General features: G+C 75.5%; 19 protein-coding genes and 2 pseudogenes. 8 read left to right on the top strand and 13 right to left on the bottom strand.

Annotated features, from left to right (window positions below):
* The 4 genes and pseudogenes from C1I99_RS19120 to C1I99_RS19105 all read left to right on the top strand — a co-directional run.
* A pseudogene (locus C1I99_RS19120) lies at positions 1-208 on the top strand (hypothetical protein); the annotation flags it as partial.
* Positions 205-1,056 carry a DUF6807 domain-containing protein gene (locus C1I99_RS19115; protein WP_111135583.1) on the top strand — a complete coding sequence of 284 codons (852 nt, stop codon included), beginning with the start codon at positions 205-207 and terminating at the stop codon, positions 1,054-1,056. The pseudogene C1I99_RS19120 and the gene C1I99_RS19115, both read left to right, overlap by 4 nt.
* Positions 1,053-2,057: a sugar kinase gene (locus tag C1I99_RS19110; RefSeq protein WP_233512588.1), complete on the top strand. Its 1,005-nt coding sequence runs from the start codon at positions 1,053-1,055 to the stop codon at positions 2,055-2,057. Before C1I99_RS19115 ends, C1I99_RS19110 begins: the two co-directional genes overlap by 4 nt.
* Positions 2,044-2,652 (top strand): bifunctional 4-hydroxy-2-oxoglutarate aldolase/2-dehydro-3-deoxy-phosphogluconate aldolase, encoded by a 609-nt coding sequence (locus tag C1I99_RS19105; RefSeq protein ID WP_111135582.1) that lies wholly within the window; start codon positions 2,044-2,046, stop codon positions 2,650-2,652. The genes C1I99_RS19110 and C1I99_RS19105 overlap by 14 nt, the downstream gene beginning before the upstream one ends.
* 84 nt (positions 2,653-2,736) lie before the next feature.
* Here C1I99_RS19105 and C1I99_RS19100 read toward each other — a convergent pair whose 3' ends face one another.
* From C1I99_RS19100 to C1I99_RS19085, 4 genes are all read right to left on the bottom strand, one after another.
* Positions 2,737-3,222, bottom strand: a complete 486-nt coding sequence (locus C1I99_RS19100; protein ID WP_111135581.1) for a Rieske (2Fe-2S) protein — start codon at positions 3,220-3,222, stop codon at positions 2,737-2,739.
* Positions 3,223-3,254: 32 nt separating this feature from the next.
* Positions 3,255-3,887, bottom strand: coding sequence for a DUF6529 family protein (locus C1I99_RS19095; RefSeq protein WP_233512587.1), 633 nt, complete (start codon positions 3,885-3,887; stop codon positions 3,255-3,257).
* Positions 3,887-4,642 carry a hypothetical protein gene (locus tag C1I99_RS19090; protein WP_111135580.1) on the bottom strand — a complete coding sequence of 252 codons (756 nt, stop codon included), beginning with the start codon at positions 4,640-4,642 and terminating at the stop codon, positions 3,887-3,889. The genes C1I99_RS19095 and C1I99_RS19090 overlap by 1 nt, the downstream gene beginning before the upstream one ends.
* 113 nt (positions 4,643-4,755) lie before the next feature.
* The gene (locus C1I99_RS19085) at positions 4,756-5,721 is read right to left on the bottom strand and encodes a helix-turn-helix transcriptional regulator (RefSeq protein WP_111135579.1); all 966 of its coding nucleotides are present in this window, start codon (positions 5,719-5,721) and stop codon (positions 4,756-4,758) included.
* Between the two features lie 299 nt (positions 5,722-6,020).
* Between C1I99_RS19085 and C1I99_RS34080 the strand changes: the two genes are divergently transcribed.
* Positions 6,021-6,674, top strand: a complete 654-nt coding sequence (locus C1I99_RS34080; protein WP_233512586.1) for a hypothetical protein — start codon at positions 6,021-6,023, stop codon at positions 6,672-6,674.
* A gap of 130 nt (positions 6,675-6,804) precedes the next feature.
* Here C1I99_RS34080 and C1I99_RS19075 read toward each other — a convergent pair whose 3' ends face one another.
* The 7 genes and pseudogenes from C1I99_RS19075 to C1I99_RS19045 all read right to left on the bottom strand — a co-directional run bounded on the left by C1I99_RS19075 (position 6,805) and on the right by C1I99_RS19045 (position 11,482).
* Positions 6,805-7,443, bottom strand: a complete 639-nt coding sequence (locus C1I99_RS19075) for a universal stress protein (RefSeq protein WP_111135578.1) — start codon at positions 7,441-7,443, stop codon at positions 6,805-6,807.
* Positions 7,444-7,668: 225 nt separating this feature from the next.
* On the bottom strand, positions 7,669-8,349 hold the full coding sequence (locus C1I99_RS19070; RefSeq protein ID WP_199562259.1) for a potassium channel family protein: 681 nt from the start codon (positions 8,347-8,349) through the stop codon (positions 7,669-7,671).
* Positions 8,342-9,643, bottom strand: coding sequence for a TrkH family potassium uptake protein (locus C1I99_RS19065; RefSeq protein ID WP_111135577.1), 1,302 nt, complete (start codon positions 9,641-9,643; stop codon positions 8,342-8,344). The genes C1I99_RS19070 and C1I99_RS19065 overlap by 8 nt, the downstream gene beginning before the upstream one ends.
* 216 nt (positions 9,644-9,859) lie before the next feature.
* Entirely contained in the window at positions 9,860-10,159 is a 300-nt protein-coding gene (locus C1I99_RS19060; protein ID WP_111135576.1) for a BON domain-containing protein, read from the bottom strand.
* Positions 10,160-10,258: 99 nt separating this feature from the next.
* Positions 10,259-10,618 (bottom strand): annotated as a pseudogene (locus C1I99_RS35230) (STAS domain-containing protein); the annotation flags it as partial.
* A gap of 80 nt (positions 10,619-10,698) precedes the next feature.
* The gene (locus tag C1I99_RS19050; RefSeq protein WP_111135575.1) at positions 10,699-10,974 is read right to left on the bottom strand and encodes a GlsB/YeaQ/YmgE family stress response membrane protein; all 276 of its coding nucleotides are present in this window, start codon (positions 10,972-10,974) and stop codon (positions 10,699-10,701) included.
* A gap of 46 nt (positions 10,975-11,020) precedes the next feature.
* Complete coding sequence (locus C1I99_RS19045) at positions 11,021-11,482, bottom strand: STAS domain-containing protein (RefSeq protein WP_111135574.1); 462 nt, start codon at positions 11,480-11,482, stop codon at positions 11,021-11,023.
* A gap of 145 nt (positions 11,483-11,627) precedes the next feature.
* Between C1I99_RS19045 and C1I99_RS19040 the strand changes: the two genes are divergently transcribed.
* From C1I99_RS19040 to C1I99_RS19030, 3 genes are read left to right on the top strand one after another with little or no spacing between them, the layout of a single operon-like run.
* Positions 11,628-12,302, top strand: a complete 675-nt coding sequence (locus C1I99_RS19040; protein ID WP_111135573.1) for a response regulator transcription factor — start codon at positions 11,628-11,630, stop codon at positions 12,300-12,302.
* Positions 12,299-13,654, top strand: a complete 1,356-nt coding sequence (locus tag C1I99_RS19035) for a sensor histidine kinase (RefSeq protein ID WP_111135572.1) — start codon at positions 12,299-12,301, stop codon at positions 13,652-13,654. The genes C1I99_RS19040 and C1I99_RS19035 overlap by 4 nt, the downstream gene beginning before the upstream one ends.
* Positions 13,651-14,211 (top strand): GerMN domain-containing protein, encoded by a 561-nt coding sequence (locus tag C1I99_RS19030; RefSeq protein ID WP_111135571.1) that lies wholly within the window; start codon positions 13,651-13,653, stop codon positions 14,209-14,211. The genes C1I99_RS19035 and C1I99_RS19030 overlap by 4 nt, the downstream gene beginning before the upstream one ends.
* Positions 14,212-14,295: 84 nt before the next feature.
* Here C1I99_RS19030 and C1I99_RS19025 read toward each other — a convergent pair whose 3' ends face one another.
* Both C1I99_RS19025 and C1I99_RS19020 read right to left on the bottom strand, forming a co-directional pair.
* The gene (locus tag C1I99_RS19025; RefSeq protein WP_111135570.1) at positions 14,296-14,775 is read right to left on the bottom strand and encodes a hypothetical protein; all 480 of its coding nucleotides are present in this window, start codon (positions 14,773-14,775) and stop codon (positions 14,296-14,298) included.
* Complete coding sequence (locus C1I99_RS19020) at positions 14,768-16,057, bottom strand: molybdopterin-dependent oxidoreductase (protein WP_233512589.1); 1,290 nt, start codon at positions 16,055-16,057, stop codon at positions 14,768-14,770. Before C1I99_RS19020 ends, C1I99_RS19025 begins: the two co-directional genes overlap by 8 nt.
* Between the last annotated feature and the right edge of the window lie 288 nt (positions 16,058-16,345).

Here is a 16,345-nt window from a genome sequence, read left to right as displayed (position 1 = left end):
GGGCTGGCGGGCCGCCGCCCGCGCCGCCGCCGAACTCTGCCGCACCCACCCGGTCACCTGGGCCGCTGCCGCCGGGGTGAGCGTCGTCGCCGGGCTGCTCGCCGTGCTGGTCACCCCGATCGCGGTGCCGATACTCGCCGGCTACGCGGTCGCCGCCCTGCACGCGGTCGCGCACCGCGCCCCGCTCGCCCCGGTGAGGCAGCCGTGACCGGCGAGGAGTCCGCGCTCACCGTCGACGGCGTGCCGGTGGCCCGTTACGTCGTCGACCCGGCGGTGGACGCCCGGCACGGTCCCCGCCCGTACCTGCACCCGGTGCGGACCCTCGGCGGCACGGTGGTGACCGACGCGTTCCCGGCCGACCACGTCTGGCACCTCGGCGCGTCCCTGGCCGTGCAGGACGTCGCCGGCGCCAACCTGTGGGGCGGGCGCACCTACGTCCGCGACGTCGGCTATACCTGGCGCGACGACCACGGCCGGATCGCGCACACCCGGTGGGAGACCCGGACCCCGCAGCGGCTCGCGCACCACCTGGAATGGCGCGACCGGACCGGGGCGGTACTGCTCACCGAGCGCCGGGAACTGGCCGCGCTCCGGCTCGGCGAGCGGGCCTGGGCCCTCGACGTCGGGTACGCACTGAGCGCCCCCGCCGATCGGGACATCACCCTGGGCAGCCCGGCCACCAACGGCCGCCCCGGCGGCGCGGGCTACGGCGGGTTCTTCTGGCGGGCGGTGAGCGCCACACCGGCCCGTGCGTTCACCGCCGCCGCCGAGGGCGAGGAGGCGGTGAACGGCAGCGCCGAGCCGTGGGTGGCGCTGACCGGTACCGGTCCGGACGGGTCCGCGTACACCTTGGTGCTGTCGGGGCTCGGGGCGGGGGACCGGTGGTTCGTCCGGACCGCGATGTACCCGGGGGTGTGCGTGGCGTTCGCGTTCGACCGGCCGCGGGTGGTGTCGGCGGGCGCGACCCGCGCCGGCCGGCACCGGGTGGTGGTCGCCGACGGCACGCTCGACCGGACGGCGGCCGCCGCGCTGTCCGGCGGGCCGGTGCCGGGGTGACCGGGACCGCCGGCCCGGGGCGGCCGGAGGTGGTGACCGTCGGCGAGACCATGGTGGTGCTCACCCCGGCCGCGTCCGTGCCGCTCGACCGGGCCGACAGCGTCGGCGTCGGGGTCGGCGGCGCGGAGTCCAACGTGGCGGTCGGCCTGGCCCGGCTCGGTCACCGCGCGGTGTGGGCCGGCCGCGTCGGCGACGACCCGTTCGGCCGTCTCGTCGTCGCGCACCTCGCCGCCGCCGGGGTCGATGTGGGGTCGGTGCGCACCGACCCCGCCGCCCCCACCGGCCTGTACGCCAAGGACCCGCGACCGGCGGGCACCCGGGTGCACTACTACCGGGCCGGGTCGGCGGCCTCGCGGCTGGACCGCACCGTCCTCGACGACCCCCGGCTGGCCGGCGCGCGGGTGCTGCACCTGTCCGGGATCACCGCCGCCCTCTCCGACACCTGCCGGGACCTGGTCGAGCACGCGCTCACCCGGCGGCCACTGGCCGGCACGCTGATCAGCTTCGACGTCAACCACCGGCCCGGGCTCTGGTCCGCCGACCTCGCCGGGCCGGTGCTGCGCCGCCTCGCCGACCGTGCCGACGTGGTCTTCGTCGGGTTGGACGAGGCGCGGGCGCTGTGGGGGAGCGCGCACCCGGCCGACGTGCGCCGGCTGCTGCCCGCACCCGAGCTGGTAGTGGTCAAGGACGGGCCGGAGGCCGCCACCGAGCTGCCCCGGCACGGGCCGGCCACCGTCGTGCCCGCGCCGCGGGTGCCGGTGGTCGAACCGGTCGGCGCGGGCGACGCGTTCGCCGCCGGGTGGCTGTCGGCCCGGCTGTGTGGGCTCGACCCGGTGGCGCGGTTGCGCTGGGGCCACCTGCTCGCCGCCCACGCTCTCGGGGTACCCGGCGACACCGCCCCGCTGCCGGCCCGGGACCGGCTCGACACGCTGGCCGCCCTCCCGGCGGAGCGCTGGGCGAGGCTCGACCTGCCGAAGGAGACCGTCGATGGCCGCACCTGACTTCGCCCCGCTCTTCGCCGCCGCGCGGGTGATGGTGATCCTGCGTGACCTGCCTCCCGACGAGACGGTCCGGCTCGCCACCCGGGCCTGGGACCTCGGCATCGACGTGGTGGAGGTGCCGGTGCGCACCCCGGACGCGCTGCCCGCCCTGCGGGACACGGTCGCGGCGGGCCGGGAACGCGGGCACCCCGTCGGCGCCGGCACCGTCTACACCCCCGAGCAGGTACGCCTGGCGGCCGGGGCCGGGGCGGCGTTCACCGTCGCCCCCGGCCTCGACCTTGCCGTGGCCGACGCCGCCGCGGCGCACGGACTGCCGCACCTGCCCGGGGTGGCCACCCCCACCGAGGCGCAGCGGGCCCGCGACCACGGGCTGCGCTGGCTCAAGGCGTTCCCCGCCGTCAGCCTGGGGCCCGCCTGGTTCCGGGCGGTCGCCGGGCCCCTGCCCGAGCTGCGCTTCGTCGCCACCGGCGGGCTGGACGCGGCGAACGCCGCCGACTTCCTGGCCGCCGGCGTCCGGGTGGTCGCGGTCGGCTCGGCGCTGGCCGACCCACGGCAGGTCGACCGGCTCGCCGAGCTGGCCGCCGCGCCCCGGTGACCGCCGCGCCCCCGGTGACCGCTGGGGGCCGGGCCGTGCGGCGGCGCCGGTCGGGCCGCGGCGGCCGCGTCCGGGAAGCGGGGTCTACCCGAGCCGGATAGCGTCGCCGTCGACCGTCACGGCGGTCGCGGGCAGCGCCCGGGTCGCCGGGCCGCTGCGCACCGAGCCGTCGGCGATGTCGAAGACGCTGTTGTGGCACGCGCAGACGATGGTGCCCTCGGTGACCGAGGTGACCGTGCAGCCCTGGTGGGTGCACTGGGCCGAGAACGCCTTGATGGTGCCCGCCGTCGGCTGGGTCAGCACGACCCCCTGCGCGGCGAGGACCCGTCCCCCGCCGACCGGGACGTCGGCCACGGTGGCCAACACCGGCCCGCCGGCCGGGGCTGCCGTGCCGTCGCCCGTCGGATCCGGGGCGGACGCGCCCGGCGCAGGGGTGGCGGGTGCGGGAGCGGCCGGGGCGGGCGCCGCCTGGCCGTACGTCTGACAGCCGGCCAGCGCGCTGACGCCCGCCGCGGCGGTCCCGGTCAGCACCGCCCGGCGGGACGGGCCGTGGCCCGGGTCGTCGCTCATCTGCCTGCCTCCTGTGGATCGATCGGTGGGCGTCACCGGTGGACGCCGAACGTGGTGAAGTACCAGACCGAGGAGGTCAGCCAGACCCCCATGAGCGCGGTGAAGAGCACCCCGCCGAGCACCGGCAGCGTCCAGCCGGCCAGCCCGGGCCGGGGCAGGGCGAGCATCTTCGTGGTGAACGCGCCGAAGAAGAAGCAGCCGAGCGCCGAGTGGGCCAGCGTACGCAGGTCGTGATCGGCGAAGCCCAGCGCGTAGAGGCAGTGCACCGCGACCGGCACGGCGAGCAGGAAGGCGATCCGCCCCGACCAGCGGTGCGCGGCTCCGGCCCAGGACGGGGAGAACGGTCCGAGCCGGCCCCACATGGCCAGCGCCGAGAGCAGCTGCCCGACGGCGAAGAGTGCTGCCGCGCTGCCCAGCCAGACTTTAACGGTCTGCGGGCCGGAGAAGCCCGCCACGTTCACCGCGATCCCGGTCGGCGTGTGGGTCCGGCCGTAGACGCCCAGGGCGACCGCCACGGCGGCGCCGACCAGCAGCGGGACGAACAGCGTCGTCGGCCCGGCCGCCCGGGGGGCGGGGGCCGACCGGGCGGGCGCGGGCTCGGGTAGCACCTGGACGGCCGGCCCGTCGTACCCGGCGTGCGCGCCGCCGCGCCGGTGCTCGGCCATCACCCACCGGCCACGGGACCCGGGATCACCGGCTCGGCGGTGATGCGTACGCCCCGGACGATGGTGGTGCCGAACGCCGGGTCCAGCGGCGGCGCGGCCACCGGCTCGCCGTTCCAGGTGACCACCCCGATCTGGGTCCCGTCCGGCCGCATGATCCAGCCGCCGTCCACACCCGCGTCGCGCACCCGGGCGGTGGCGCGGTACAGCACCGGGGCCCGCTCGGCGGTCGCCGTGGCGGTGAACCGCCACCGTCGTTCACCGACGACCAGTTCCCCGGCGGCCCGTCCGGCCTCGACGGTGCCGGTGAGGCGGGCGCCCTCCTTGCCGGTCAGCGCCAGGTCGCCGTCGGTGGCGGTGCCCCGGAGCCAGATCTCCAGGCGTGTGCCGTCGCAGACGTAGGCGACGGCCGCGCCGGCCTCGACAGAGATGGCGATGGTGGCGCCGTTGTCGAGGCGACCGGTCCAGTTGCCGTCCACCCGCCGTTCGGGCGTGCCCGCGTCCCCCGGGCCGGGCGGCGCGGCCGGCGGTGAGGTGGCGGCGGGCCGGGTGGCCGACGGTTCTGGGACGTCGGCGGCCGGCGCCTCCCCGGCCGGTGCGGCGGGAGCCGCGGGCGGGGCGGCCGAGGCGCTGGCGGTGGCCGCCGCACCGGGATCCGGCTGTGCGGCCGGTGGCGCCGCCTGTGCGCTCATGGTGAACAGAACGGCCGCCATCCCGGACCCGGTCAGCAGCGTCAGCATCGGCGTCCAGCGCTTCATGGGCAACTCCCTTCACCCTGGACGTACGGCGCCGGCCCCCCGGTCGTTCAACGCAGCCGGATATTGCCCGCCCCGGGATCGCCCGGAGGTGCCCGGCGGCCGGCCGCCCCGGCTCAGGCGTGCAGCGTCTCGCTCGGCGGTACGCCGTAGACGGCGTGGTAGTGGGCGGTGAACCGGCTGTGGCTGAGGAACCCCCAGCGGCTGGCGATCGCGGAGACGGTGTCCTGGCGCGGGTCCGCGCGGAGTAGGTCGTGGTGCGCCCGGTCGAGACGGATCCGGCGCAGGTGGGCCATCGGCGTGGTGTCCAGGTGGCGGCGGAAGGCGAGCTGCACCGCGCGTACGGAGACGTTGGCGGCGGCGGCGATGTCGACCGCGCTGATGTCCCGGTCGGCGTGCTCGTGCATGAACGCGAGCGCCCGGCGCAGCGTGCTGGTTCCGGCGTCCGCTCGGTCCTCGACCGCCGGTTCGGTGACCGCGGTGTTGGGGAAGACCGCCAGCGCGGCGGCGGCGAGCATCCGTGCGGCGTTGCCGATCACCAGCGGGTGGGCGGCGGCCTGCGGGTTGCTCAGCACGACGTCGTCGATGAAGCGGACGGTGCCCCGCCAGTGCCGGGCCAGCACCGGCGAGGCGGCCCGCAGGGCGGTGAACCGGACCGGGCCGGGACGCCGGGCCGGTGCGGTGCTGGCCACCTGGGCCAGCACCGCGGGGTCGAGCAGGCAGACCTCGAGCCGGCCGGGGTGCCAGCGCCCGCCGTACGGCAGCCCGGGTTTCGCGGCGAGGAAGACCTCGCCCGGGCCGAACCGTTCGTCGACGCCGTCGCAGCCCCCGGCGACCCGGGCCGTCGTCGCCTGGCAGATGACCAGCTCGTCCATGCCCTCGACGTCGAATTCGAGGCTGGTGGACTGCTCGGTGCTGTCCAGCCGGAACGGGCCGGCGTCGCGGCGGTGGTGGCGGAACCGGTAGCCGCCCTCGCCGCCCCGGATGCGCATGTTCACCCCGTAGGAGGTGACCAGGAAGTGGTGGATGACCTCGGGGTCGCACGCCTCGAACCGGTGGGTGTCCGGCTTTGGCGTGATCACTCCGCCTCCATGGGATTCCCACACCGATGGCCATGACGATACGGCAGCGCTTCCGGACTGAACAGTCCACACGACCGATCGATTGGTGTCGAAGCAGCGCTTCGTTTTCCGGACAGGCCCCGCGTCCTCCGTGCGTGCCCGGGCCTAGGCGGCACGGATGCCACGCATGATCCTCGGGAGGTGGTCCGACGTGGGGGACCCGTCCGCGCCGACCGGCGAGCGCCGGCGCCGGCGCGGCGGGTGTTCGGCCTCCCGGCGGTCCGCGTCCTGATTGACCGACCCTCTCGGAGAGGATGGACATGGTGGACACCCCGGACCAGGGGATGATCGTCCGGTTGACCACGAACCAGGCTCTCGAACGGATGGCGGAGGACGAGGTCCTGGCCCCGCGGCTGGGCCCCGGCCTGGCGGCGGTGGCCGCCTGCGTGCGCGACGCCCTGCACCGCGCGCTCGTCGAGCAGACCTCGTCGGCCCCGCACCGGTTCCACGAACTCTGCCGCAACCTCGCGCTGACCGACGACTCCTTCGACCGGCTCGGGCACCACGTGCTGACCGCGCTGCTGGGCCAGCGGGTCGGACCGGACGCGCTCGTCCGCGTCGGGGTGATCCTGGGCGCGGTACGCAGCCGCCTGCCCGGAGCCGGCAGGCTGGCCGACACAGCGCGGCCACCGTCCGACCCCCGCCGGGGCAACGGCGCCACCCGGCGGTACCGGCCGGTCCGGGTGCCCGAGCACCTGCCCTGGCCACCGGCCTGGACCTGCACCGGGTGCGGCCGGGACTGGCCCTGCCCGACGAAGCAGAGCCAACTGCTGGCGGAGTTCGGCGGGCCCCGGGCCGCCCTGGCCGTCTACCTCGGGTCGTGCCTCGTCGCCGCCGCCCAGGACCTGCCCGCGCTGCCGCCCGCCCGGGCGCGGACGCGCTTCCTGGGCTGGCTGCCCCGCACCCGGCAATGACCCGACGCGGGCGGGTGGCAGGTCAGTAGAGGCGTACCGGACCCGGCAGCAGGTGTCCTCGCCGCGACCAGTTCGGTTAGCGCGGGCGCCGGCCGTCCCGCACCGGGCATCCGGGCCGATCCCGTCGGCGTCAGCGGCCGGGCAGACTGCCGAGCAGCACCGCCCGGGTGGACCGTTCGGCCAGCCCCTCCGCGACGCTGCCCAGCAGCCGCTCGCCCAGCCCGTGGCCGGCACGGCCGACCACCAGCAGGTCCACGTCCCGGTCATCGGCGACGGCGAGCAGTGCGTCCACCGGGTGCCCGGTGACGACCTCGGTGGTCGGTGGTGGCAGCCCGTCCGGCAGGTGGCTCACCAACTGGTCGAGCATCCGGCGGGCCCGGTCGTGCTCGCGATCCGCGTCGGCGCCGACCAGGTCGGGGCTGGTCACGGTCACCAGGACCAGCTCGCTGGCCGTGCCGGTCAGCGCACGGGCGACGGCCCGCAACGCCCGGTCCGAATCGGCCGACCCGTCCAGCCCCACCAGCACCTTCAGTCCCGTGCCGGACGGCGCCGCCGCGGCCTGGGGCCGTCCCCGCACGTCCACCCGCCGCGTCCGGGCCCGCCCACGTTCCAGCGCGATCGGGACGAACAGCGGGCCGAGCAGGCCACCGACGAGATACCAGAGCAGGCTGCGGTGCCCGCCGCGGGTGACGAACACGGCCGCCGTGCCGACGCCCACCGCCAGCCACAGCAGCGCCACGACAATCCCGAACCACGGTCCCGGCACCATCCACCTCGCCCTCCGCCGACCGGGCCGGACGGTCGGCCGCCGGTCGACGGACGGCGACTACCCGCCCTCGGCGCGGGTAAGCGCCGCCACGGCGGGAGGGTGCGGCGACACGATCGCTCGTCAACTGGCCCGGCAGTCTGGCCTTCATTCGGCGAGCACCGGGAGCCGACCGACGAGGAGGAGGTGCGCGCCACGGTGCTGCGGGCCCGAAAGGCCCGGGGCGGGCTACTCGGCCGCGGCGAAGCGTTCCACGTTGTCGACGGCACCCACGACCAGGATCAGGTCGCCGTAGCTGAGGACGGTGTCGGGGGTGGCGTACGTGAAGGTGGGCTGCCGCCCGGCCAGCGCGGCCTGCGGCTTGACCGCCACCACGGTGACGCCCCATCTGCTGCGCAGTCGCGACTCGCGCAGCGGCACGCCGACCACGTCCCGCGGCGGCTTGGTCTTGATCACGGCGAAGTCCGCGTCCACCTCGACGTAGTCCAGGATCCGGCCGGACAGCAGGTGCGCCACCCGTTCGCCCATGTCGTGCTCGGGCGCGACGACGTGGTGGGCCCCGACCCGGGTGAGGATGTTGCCGTGCTGGTCGCTGATCGCCTTGGCCCAGATGTCGGCGATGCCGAGCTCCGACAGCAGCGAGGTGGTGAGGATGCTGGCCTGGATGTCCGTGCCGATCGCCACCACGGCGCGGTGGAACTCCGCCACACCCAGCTGCCGCAGCGCCTCGATGTCGGTGGTGTCCGCGGTGATCACGTGCGGGATCCGTCCCACCATCAACTGCACCACCTTGGGCCGGTTGTCGATGCCGAGGACCTCGGTGCCCCGGCTGACCAGCTCCAGGGCCAGCGCGCTGCCGAAGCGGCCCAGCCCGATCACCACCACCGGTTCGCTCTGTCGGTCAGCCAACGATCGTCCTCTCCTCGGGCAGTTCGAAGCGGCGGGTCCGGTCCCGCAGCGCCAGGGCAGACGCCAGCGTGAGCGGGCCGATGCGGCCGGCGAACATCAGCACGACCAGCAGCAGGTCCGCCTCGGGTGGCAGGCTACCGGTGATCCCGGTGGAGAGCCCGACCGTGCCGAACGCGGACACCACCTCGAACAGAACCACGTCCAGCCGGTAAGGAGTGATCGCCAGCAGCAGGAAGGTGGCGGTGACCACCGCGCCGACCCCGAGCAGCGCGATCGCCAGGGCCTGCCGCTGGTTGCTGCCGGGGACCCGCCGGCTACCGACGTGCACGTGCCGCTCGCCGCGCATCTCCGACCAGAGGACGAAGGCGAGCAGCCCGAACGTGGTGACCTTGATCCCGCCGGCGGTGCCCGCGCTGCCGCCGCCGATGAACATCAGCACGTCGCTGGCGAGCAGGCTATCCGGGCGCATCGCACCGACGTCCACGCTGTTGAACCCCGCGGTGCGGGTCATCGCCGAGGCGAAGAAGCCGGCCAGCAGCTTCTCCGGCCCCGACAGCGGACCGAGCGTCCTCGGGTTGGAGAACTCGGTGAGGGTGAGCACCAGGGTGCCCAGGGTCAGCAGGCTCACCGTGAGAACGACGGTGATGCGGGTCATCACCGACCAGAGCGCCGGGCGGCGCCAGGTACGGGCCAGTTCGAACACGACCGGGAAACCCAGGCCGCCGAGGATCACCGCCGCCGCCACGGTCAGGCTGACCCAGGGGTCGGCCACGAAGCCGACGAGGCTGTCGGCGTTGGTGGAGAAACCGGCGTTGTTGAACGCCGAGACGGCGTGGAACACCCCGTTGTAGACGGCCGCGCCGAAGGGCTGGTCGTACGCGGTGGCGAAGCGCAGCGTCAGCGCCACCGCGACCACCGCCTCGCTGGCCAGGCTGAACAGCACGATCCGGCGAACCACCCCGCGTACGTCGGTCAGGTCCAGGCTCTTGGTCTCGGCCTGCGCGAGGAACCTCGCCCGCAGCCCCAGCCGGCGGGACAGCAGCACGGTGAGCAGCGTGGCCAGGGTCATGATCCCCAGCCCGCCCGCCTGGATCAGCAGCAGGATCACCGCCTGGCCGAAGCCCGACCAGTAGCTGCCGGTGTCGACCGTGACCAGGCCGGTCACGCAGACCGCCGAGGTCGCGGTGAACAGCGCGTCGACCAGGTCGGCCCGCTGCCCCGACCGGGTTGCCGGCGGCAGGGACAGCAGGGCCGTGCCGACGGCCACCGCGAGGCCGAAGCCGATCGTGATCACCCGCGCGGGGTGGCGGAACCGGTCGCTCCGCCGCTGCCAGGTGGGCCGCCGCCTCAACCACGGCACGGCGCACCGGCCCGTCGCCGAGCCGGTGCCGTCGACGTACGTCCGCTCGTCACCAGCACGGATGGGATGATGTCACGGTGCGCACCTGGGCTCGGCGCGGGCCGGCGCCGGTGGGGCCGTCGCGCTCCCGGCCCGGATCGCGTCGGGCGGTCAGCCGCGGGACCGCCCGGCGCCGGCGAGCCGCAGGGCGTTGCAGACGTCGCTGACCCCCTGGACGTCCCAGGCCAGCTCACCGGCCGCCTGCCGGACGTACGGGTCGGTGACGCGACCGGTGAGGATGACCACGCCGTTCTGCACCGTCACGACGATCTGCTGGCGCCGGGTGGTCCAGTCGATGCTCAGCCGCTGCGCCACCAGCGCGGCGAGCCGGATGTCCTCGTCGTCCCGTTCGGGCCGGCCGGAGCCGGCGTGGGACGCCTCGTCATCGGGGTACGGCCAGGGCAGCAGCATGGGGATGTCCTCTGTCTCGGTGTCGGTCGGTCGGGGCGCCGGCTGCCCGGCGGTGGTTCACCGGAATCCACCCGGGGGCGCCGCCACTGCCGGTCGGCGGCGGCCGTCGGGGTCGATGGCCTGCCGCACCGCAGCCCGGCCGTCACCGGCGTCGAGGTCGAGGTCGCCGGCGACCGCTACCACGGCGACCTCGTCGAGGTAGTCGATTCCCAGCACACCGGCGGTCGCCTGGCCGTCGCGGCGGGTCTCCGCGCCGCCGGGCGTGCGGTCGGGCGGCACCGGGCCGCAGCGCGGGCAGCGGTGCGGCCCGGTGGCGAAGGGCGAGCCGCTCCAGCCGTGCTCGGAGACCAGAGTCCAGACGACCTCCGCGTCCGGCAGCACGCGGGCCACCCCCGTGATCGTCTCTCCGCAGCTGTCGCAGATCAACGTCATCACGTGGTCGTCCAATACGACGGTCATGTCACTTCCTCCACGAGGTCGGCGGAACCCGTCGGCTCGGGCGTCGTCCCGGTGCCGCCGGCCCGGCCGTCCGGTCCCGCTCATCCGGGCGGGGACTGCCGGGATCCGGCGGTGGCGGCCACGAGCAGGGCGCCGAGGCCGGCCGAGCCCGCCGGCACGCCGAGACCCAGCAGGTCCGCCGGCCCGGCCTCGACGCCGGCGATGCGGGCGAGAACGGTGCCGGAGACGGCGGCGACGACGCCGACCACCAGGACCAGCCAGAGCGGGACCCTCCGGCTACCCGGCACGACCAGCCGGCTCAGCGCGGCCACCGTGAGGCCGACGGCGAGCGCGGTGACCAGACCGGCGACGGTCATCGGCCCGCTCCTTTCCGGGTGCGGGTCGGGCGGTCCGCCCGACGGGTCAGCTTTGCGCGGCGACGGTCGCCCGACCGTGGAAGACCGGGGCGTCGGCGGGCCGGGCGGGGGGATTCCGGCCCGCCGACGCGTCCCCGCCCGGCGCGTCGGCGGCGTCGACCTGGGCGCCGCCGGGTGCCTGGGCGGGCCCGGTCAGTACCGGCAACACCTGGTCCAACTGTGCGGACTGCAGGATGCGCCGGATGCGGGGGTTAGGGTCGCGGATGCTGAGCACGGCGCGACGACGGGTGAGCCTGCGATGCACGTCCAGCAGCAGCCCGATCGCGGCGGCGTCGATGTGCCGGCAACCGGACAGGTCGACCACGACGTGCCGGGGGTGCAGAGACAGGATCCGGTCGAAGACGGCACCGGCCTCCGGTACGCGGGCCAGGTCCAGTTCCTCGGTGATGCCGATCTCGATCAGCGGTACGGTGTACTCCGGGTGCGCCTGCGGCCGCGTCACGTGCATCCCTCCCCACTGTTGCCGTCGGTCGGCCACCACCCTGCGCGCCGGCCTTGGCGCGGACCGCGCGGTTGCATGACAGTTCCGTGACAAATTCCGCGAACGCTGGGCACGGTTGGGCGGCCCGGACCCGGCCGGGGATGATGCCGGTATGACGGGCGTGCTGGTGATCGAGGACGACGACCGGATCCGTCTGGCGTTGCTGCTCGCGCTCGAGGACGAGGGCTACACCGTCCGCGGTGCGGCCACCGCGGAGGAGGGGCTGCGGATGCAGCGCCGGGACCCGGCCGACAACGTGCTGGTCGACCTGATGCTGCCCGGTCTGGACGGATTCGAGTGCATTCGGCAGCTCCGCCGCGACGACGACGTGCCGATCGTGGTGGTCAGCGCCCGCGACGACACCCACGACATCGTCGCGGCGCTGGAGGCCGGGGCCGACGACTACGTGGTCAAGCCGGTGGCGGTCAAGGAGCTGTCGGCCCGGCTGCGGGCCCTGCGGCGCCGGACCCGTGGCGCCGCGCCGCCGGTGCCCGTGTTCACCTGCGGTGAGCTGGAGATCAGCCCGGACGCCGGCGAGGTGCGGCGGGCCGGCCGAACGGTGCCGGTCACCCGGACCGAGTTCCGGCTGCTCTGTGAGCTGGCCGAGCACGCCGGTCGGGTACTGTCCCGCCAGCAGTTGCTGCAGCGGGTGTGGGGCTACGACACCGGTGACGAGCGGCTCGTCGACGTGCACGTGGGGCGGCTGCGGCAGAAGATCGAGGATGATCCGGGCAACCCCCGGCACCTGGTCACGCTGCGCGGCCTCGGCTACAAGCTGCACCGGTGAGGCGCCTCGGACTCCGGGCCCGGGTGTCCGCCGGGTTCGCCGTCGGCGCGCTGCTGCTGGCGGCGTCCATGGCTCTGGTCTCGTACGAGCTGACCCGACGTTCCCTGCTCGACGAGCGGGAGCGCACCGCGTTGCGGGCGGCCTACTTCGACGCCGCCGTGGTGCGCAGCGGCCTGGACACCGAGCAACCCGACATCGTCGAGGTGCTGCGGTCGCTGGACACCGGAGGTAACCGCCGCCCGCTGCTGCACCGTGGCGACGACTGGTACGGCCGCACGGCCGACACCGGCCTCACCGCCGCCGTTCCGCAGGAGCTGCAACAGCTCGTCCGCGCCGGGGCGCCGGCCGTGCAACGGGTGCAGGTCAACGGCCAACCCACACTGCTCGTCGGCGTGCCCCTGGCCCCGTCGATCAGCTACTACGAACTGACCTCGCTGCGGGAACTGGACCATACGTTGCAGGTCCTGGCGCTCGCGCTGACCGCCGTCGCCATCATGGTGGCCGGGTCGGGCGCCGCGCTCGGCTGGTATGCCACCCGGCACAGCCTGCGGCCGCTGACCGCGGTCGCCGACGCCGCCCAGAAGATCGCGGCGGGGAACTTCACCGCGCGGCTGGCCTCGACGACCGACCCGGATCTCGCCCGACTCTCCACGTCCTTCAACGACATGGTGGACCAGCTCTCCCGCCGCATCGAACGGGACCGCCGGTTCGCCGCGGACGTCAGTCACGAGCTGCGCTCACCGTTGCAGACCCTGGCCGCCGCAACGAGCGTGCTGGCCAACCGGCGGGACCGCCTCGACGAGCGCACCGCCACCGCGGCCGGGCTGGTCGCCGACGAGATCACCCGCTTCCAGCGGCTCGTCAACGACCTGATCGAACTCGCCCGCAGCGACCAGGCGGCGGACCGGGCGCCGGTCGACGTGGTGGTGCTGGCCCGCCGTACGTGCCAGGCGCGGCGACTGCCGGACACCCTGGTACAGGCCGCCGAGGACCTCGGCCCGAGCTGGCTGGTCGACGAGCGCCGCTTCGCGCAGATCCTGGCCAACCTGGTCGACAACGCCGAGCGGTACGGCGGCGGCCCGGTCGCCGTGCGGCTGTCGCGACAGGGCGGCACCGGGATTGTCGAGGTCGACGACGAGGGACCGGGCGTGCCCGTCGGTGACCGGGAGGCGATCTTCGACCGTTTCGTCCGGGGCCGTGCCGCCCACTCCCGTGCCGCCGGGGACGGCACGGGCCTGGGGCTGGCCCTGGTCGCCCAGCACGCCGCCGCCCACGGCGGTCGGGTCACGGTGGGCGACCGCCCCGGCGGCGGGGCCCGCTTCCGGGTCGAACTGCCCGGGGCGCTGCCATGATCCGCCCGGTCGCGGCGCTCGTCGCCGTCGTGCTGCTCGCCGGGTGCGGCGTCCCCACCGAGGGCGCACCCCGGACCGTGCCGCCTCCGCCCGGGCCGTTCCCGTCCCCGGCGACGGGCGCGCCGGTCCCGCCCGCGGGCCCGGTGACGGAGGTGCTCTGCCTCGTCCGGGACGACCGCCTGGTCACCGTCGAGCGCCGGGTCGACGGCGTACCCACCGTCGACGCGCAGCTCGCGCACCTGCTCGCCGGTCCCACTGCCGCCGAACGGGACCGCGGCCTCACCACCGCCCTGCCCGGCGCCGTCACCACCGCCACCGCCCGGGTGAGCGAGGCCCGCGCCGAGGTCGACGTCGGCGCGCCCGGCGAGGAGACCGGCCGCAGTGACGAGGTGCTGGCCTTCGGTCAGATCGTGTGTACGCTGACCGCCCGCGACGACATCGACACCGTCTCGTTCCTGCGTGCGGGGACGCCGCTCGGGGTGCCCCGCGCCGACGGGTCGCTGACCCAGCAGCCGCTCACCGCGGCCGACTACGCCGATCTCGTCGCCCCCCGGTGACGCGCCGGCCCGACTACGCCGGGTCACGGCCCATGCGGCCGGTGCCGACGGCGCGGTCGGGGAGGTGAGGGCGCGGTCGGGGAGTCAGCGGTGCGGTCGGCGCAGCCGCCGGAGCGCGTAGCCGACCGCGCTGAGCAGGAACATCAGGCCGCTGACGGCCAGCCACCGGCCGAGGTACGGGTGCGGCTCGTGGCCCGTGGCGGCCAGGCGGGTCTGCCCGCCCAGCCCCAGGATCCCGGGGAGGAAGACGAGGAACAGCAGGCCGGCGGCGAGGGCCGGGACGCGGACGTGGTTCAGCGCTGAGGGCCGGCCCACCCCGGTCGCGCGGGCGCCCACCCGAAACACCCGGCGCAGCGCCCGGTCCACCGTGGCGTAGACCGGAAAGAGGACCAGGTCGTGGGCGATCACCGCGCCGACGAACCAGAGCAGCATCCGGCCGGCCGTCGCCTCGCCGGCCAGCCGCAGCACCACCCAGCCGGTGACGGTGAAACAGGCCAGCAGCACCAGCAGGTGCCGGGGCCCGGCGCCGTAGCCCGCCCGCAGCTGGCCGCCCCGCTCACCCATCGCGGCGCGTCCGGAACTCGATGCTGGCCACCCACTTCGTGCAGTGCACCCCGGGCAGGGCCGGGACGATGATCCGGGCCGGGTAACCGTGGTCGGCCGACAGGTCGGCGCCGTTGACCCGCAGCGCCAGCAACGAGTCGCGGTCGAGAACCTGGTTGGCCTGCAGGGTGGCCTGGTTGAACAGGCCGGCCCGCTCCAGCGACCGGACGTGGGCGGCGGACGGGTCGGTCACGCCGACCAGCGCGGCCAGGTCGCGCAGGCGCACCCCGGTCCAGCTCTGCCGCGTGGACCAGCCCTCCACACAGGCGATCGGCAGGCGTGCGGTGTGCTGCGCCAGGGCCAGCAGCCCGTCCCGGTCGAGGGTGACCGTACGGCCGTCGCCGCGTACGGTCAGCCGCCAGCCCGGGCCGGTCTCGCTCGCCTGCACGCCCGCGGCCGCGGCCGTACGGTTGACCGGGAAACCGTTCGGCCCGGCGCCGGAATCGCGGCCCCGGGGCAGCAGCAGCGCGGTGCGCCGTAGCGGGCCGTCGAGGGTCTGCCCCACGGTCAGCGCGCCCAGCAGCAGCGCGCCGCCGCCGACCAGGGCGACCGCACCGCGTCGGCTGACGGTGGGCGGACCGGGTCGGGGCGCCACGAGGCCGTCGGGGTCGGGCGGTTCGGGCCGGGTGCCGGCCCGGGGGGTGCGCAGCTCGGCGGCGAGGGGCCGGGAGCGCAGGGCGGACACCATCCGGGGCAGCTTCAGCGTCACATGCGCCACCAGCGCCGCGGTGAACACCCAGGCGCCGAAGTAGTGCGCGGTGTAGAAGTCGAACCCGAACAGGTAGGCGTACTGGATGTTCAACAGGCCGGTGGCGATCTGGAAGAGAATCCCGCCCACCAGCAGCAGCAGCGACAGCCGCTCCAGCACCTGCGCCACGGACCGGGCCGGTGGCCAGTCGAACAGCTTGGGGATCACCGACCAGAGCTTGGCCAGCACCACCGGGATGAGCATGATCCCCAGGGTGACGTGCAGGCCCTGGGTGAGCCGGAACAGCCAGGACGGGCGGGTCGGCCAGTCGAACGGGGGCAGCCGCAGCCAACCGACGTCGCGGGGGAACGCCTGGCCGAACTGCGGGCCGTAGGCGAGGTAGTCGAGCAGGCCGGTGATGATCACCAGGGGCAGGGTGACGAGTAGCGCCGCGCCGTACACGGCGGTCAGCCACGGACCGCGCAGTGGACTGCGCCACCCCTCGGTGGCGGCCCGGGCGCCCGGCGGGCGGTGCCGCTCCAGCGCTTGCCACAGCCGCGCGGGGAAGGCGTACCCGGGGGCGCCGGCCGGGTTCGGCCGGTCACCCGGCGACCCGGGGCGATCCTCCGGGCTCGGGCGAGGGCTCGCTGGCACGGCTCTCCTCCTACCGATCGGGACGGGCGGACGGAGCGTCCCCGTCGGCCCGGCACGGCGTCCCCGCGCCACGCACCGTCCGCGTACCGGCCCTCGAGGGCAGGCTAGACCGGGCGGCCGCCGCCGGGCCGGGTTCGCCGATTACGGAACACTTACCGGCGGTACAGGCGGCGGCCGCCCGGTCTAGCC

This window comes from Micromonospora deserti, from assembly GCF_003236335.1.
Taxonomy (GTDB): domain Bacteria; phylum Actinomycetota; class Actinomycetes; order Mycobacteriales; family Micromonosporaceae; genus Micromonospora; species Micromonospora deserti.
This window is presented reverse-complemented; position numbering and strand designations above follow the sequence as displayed.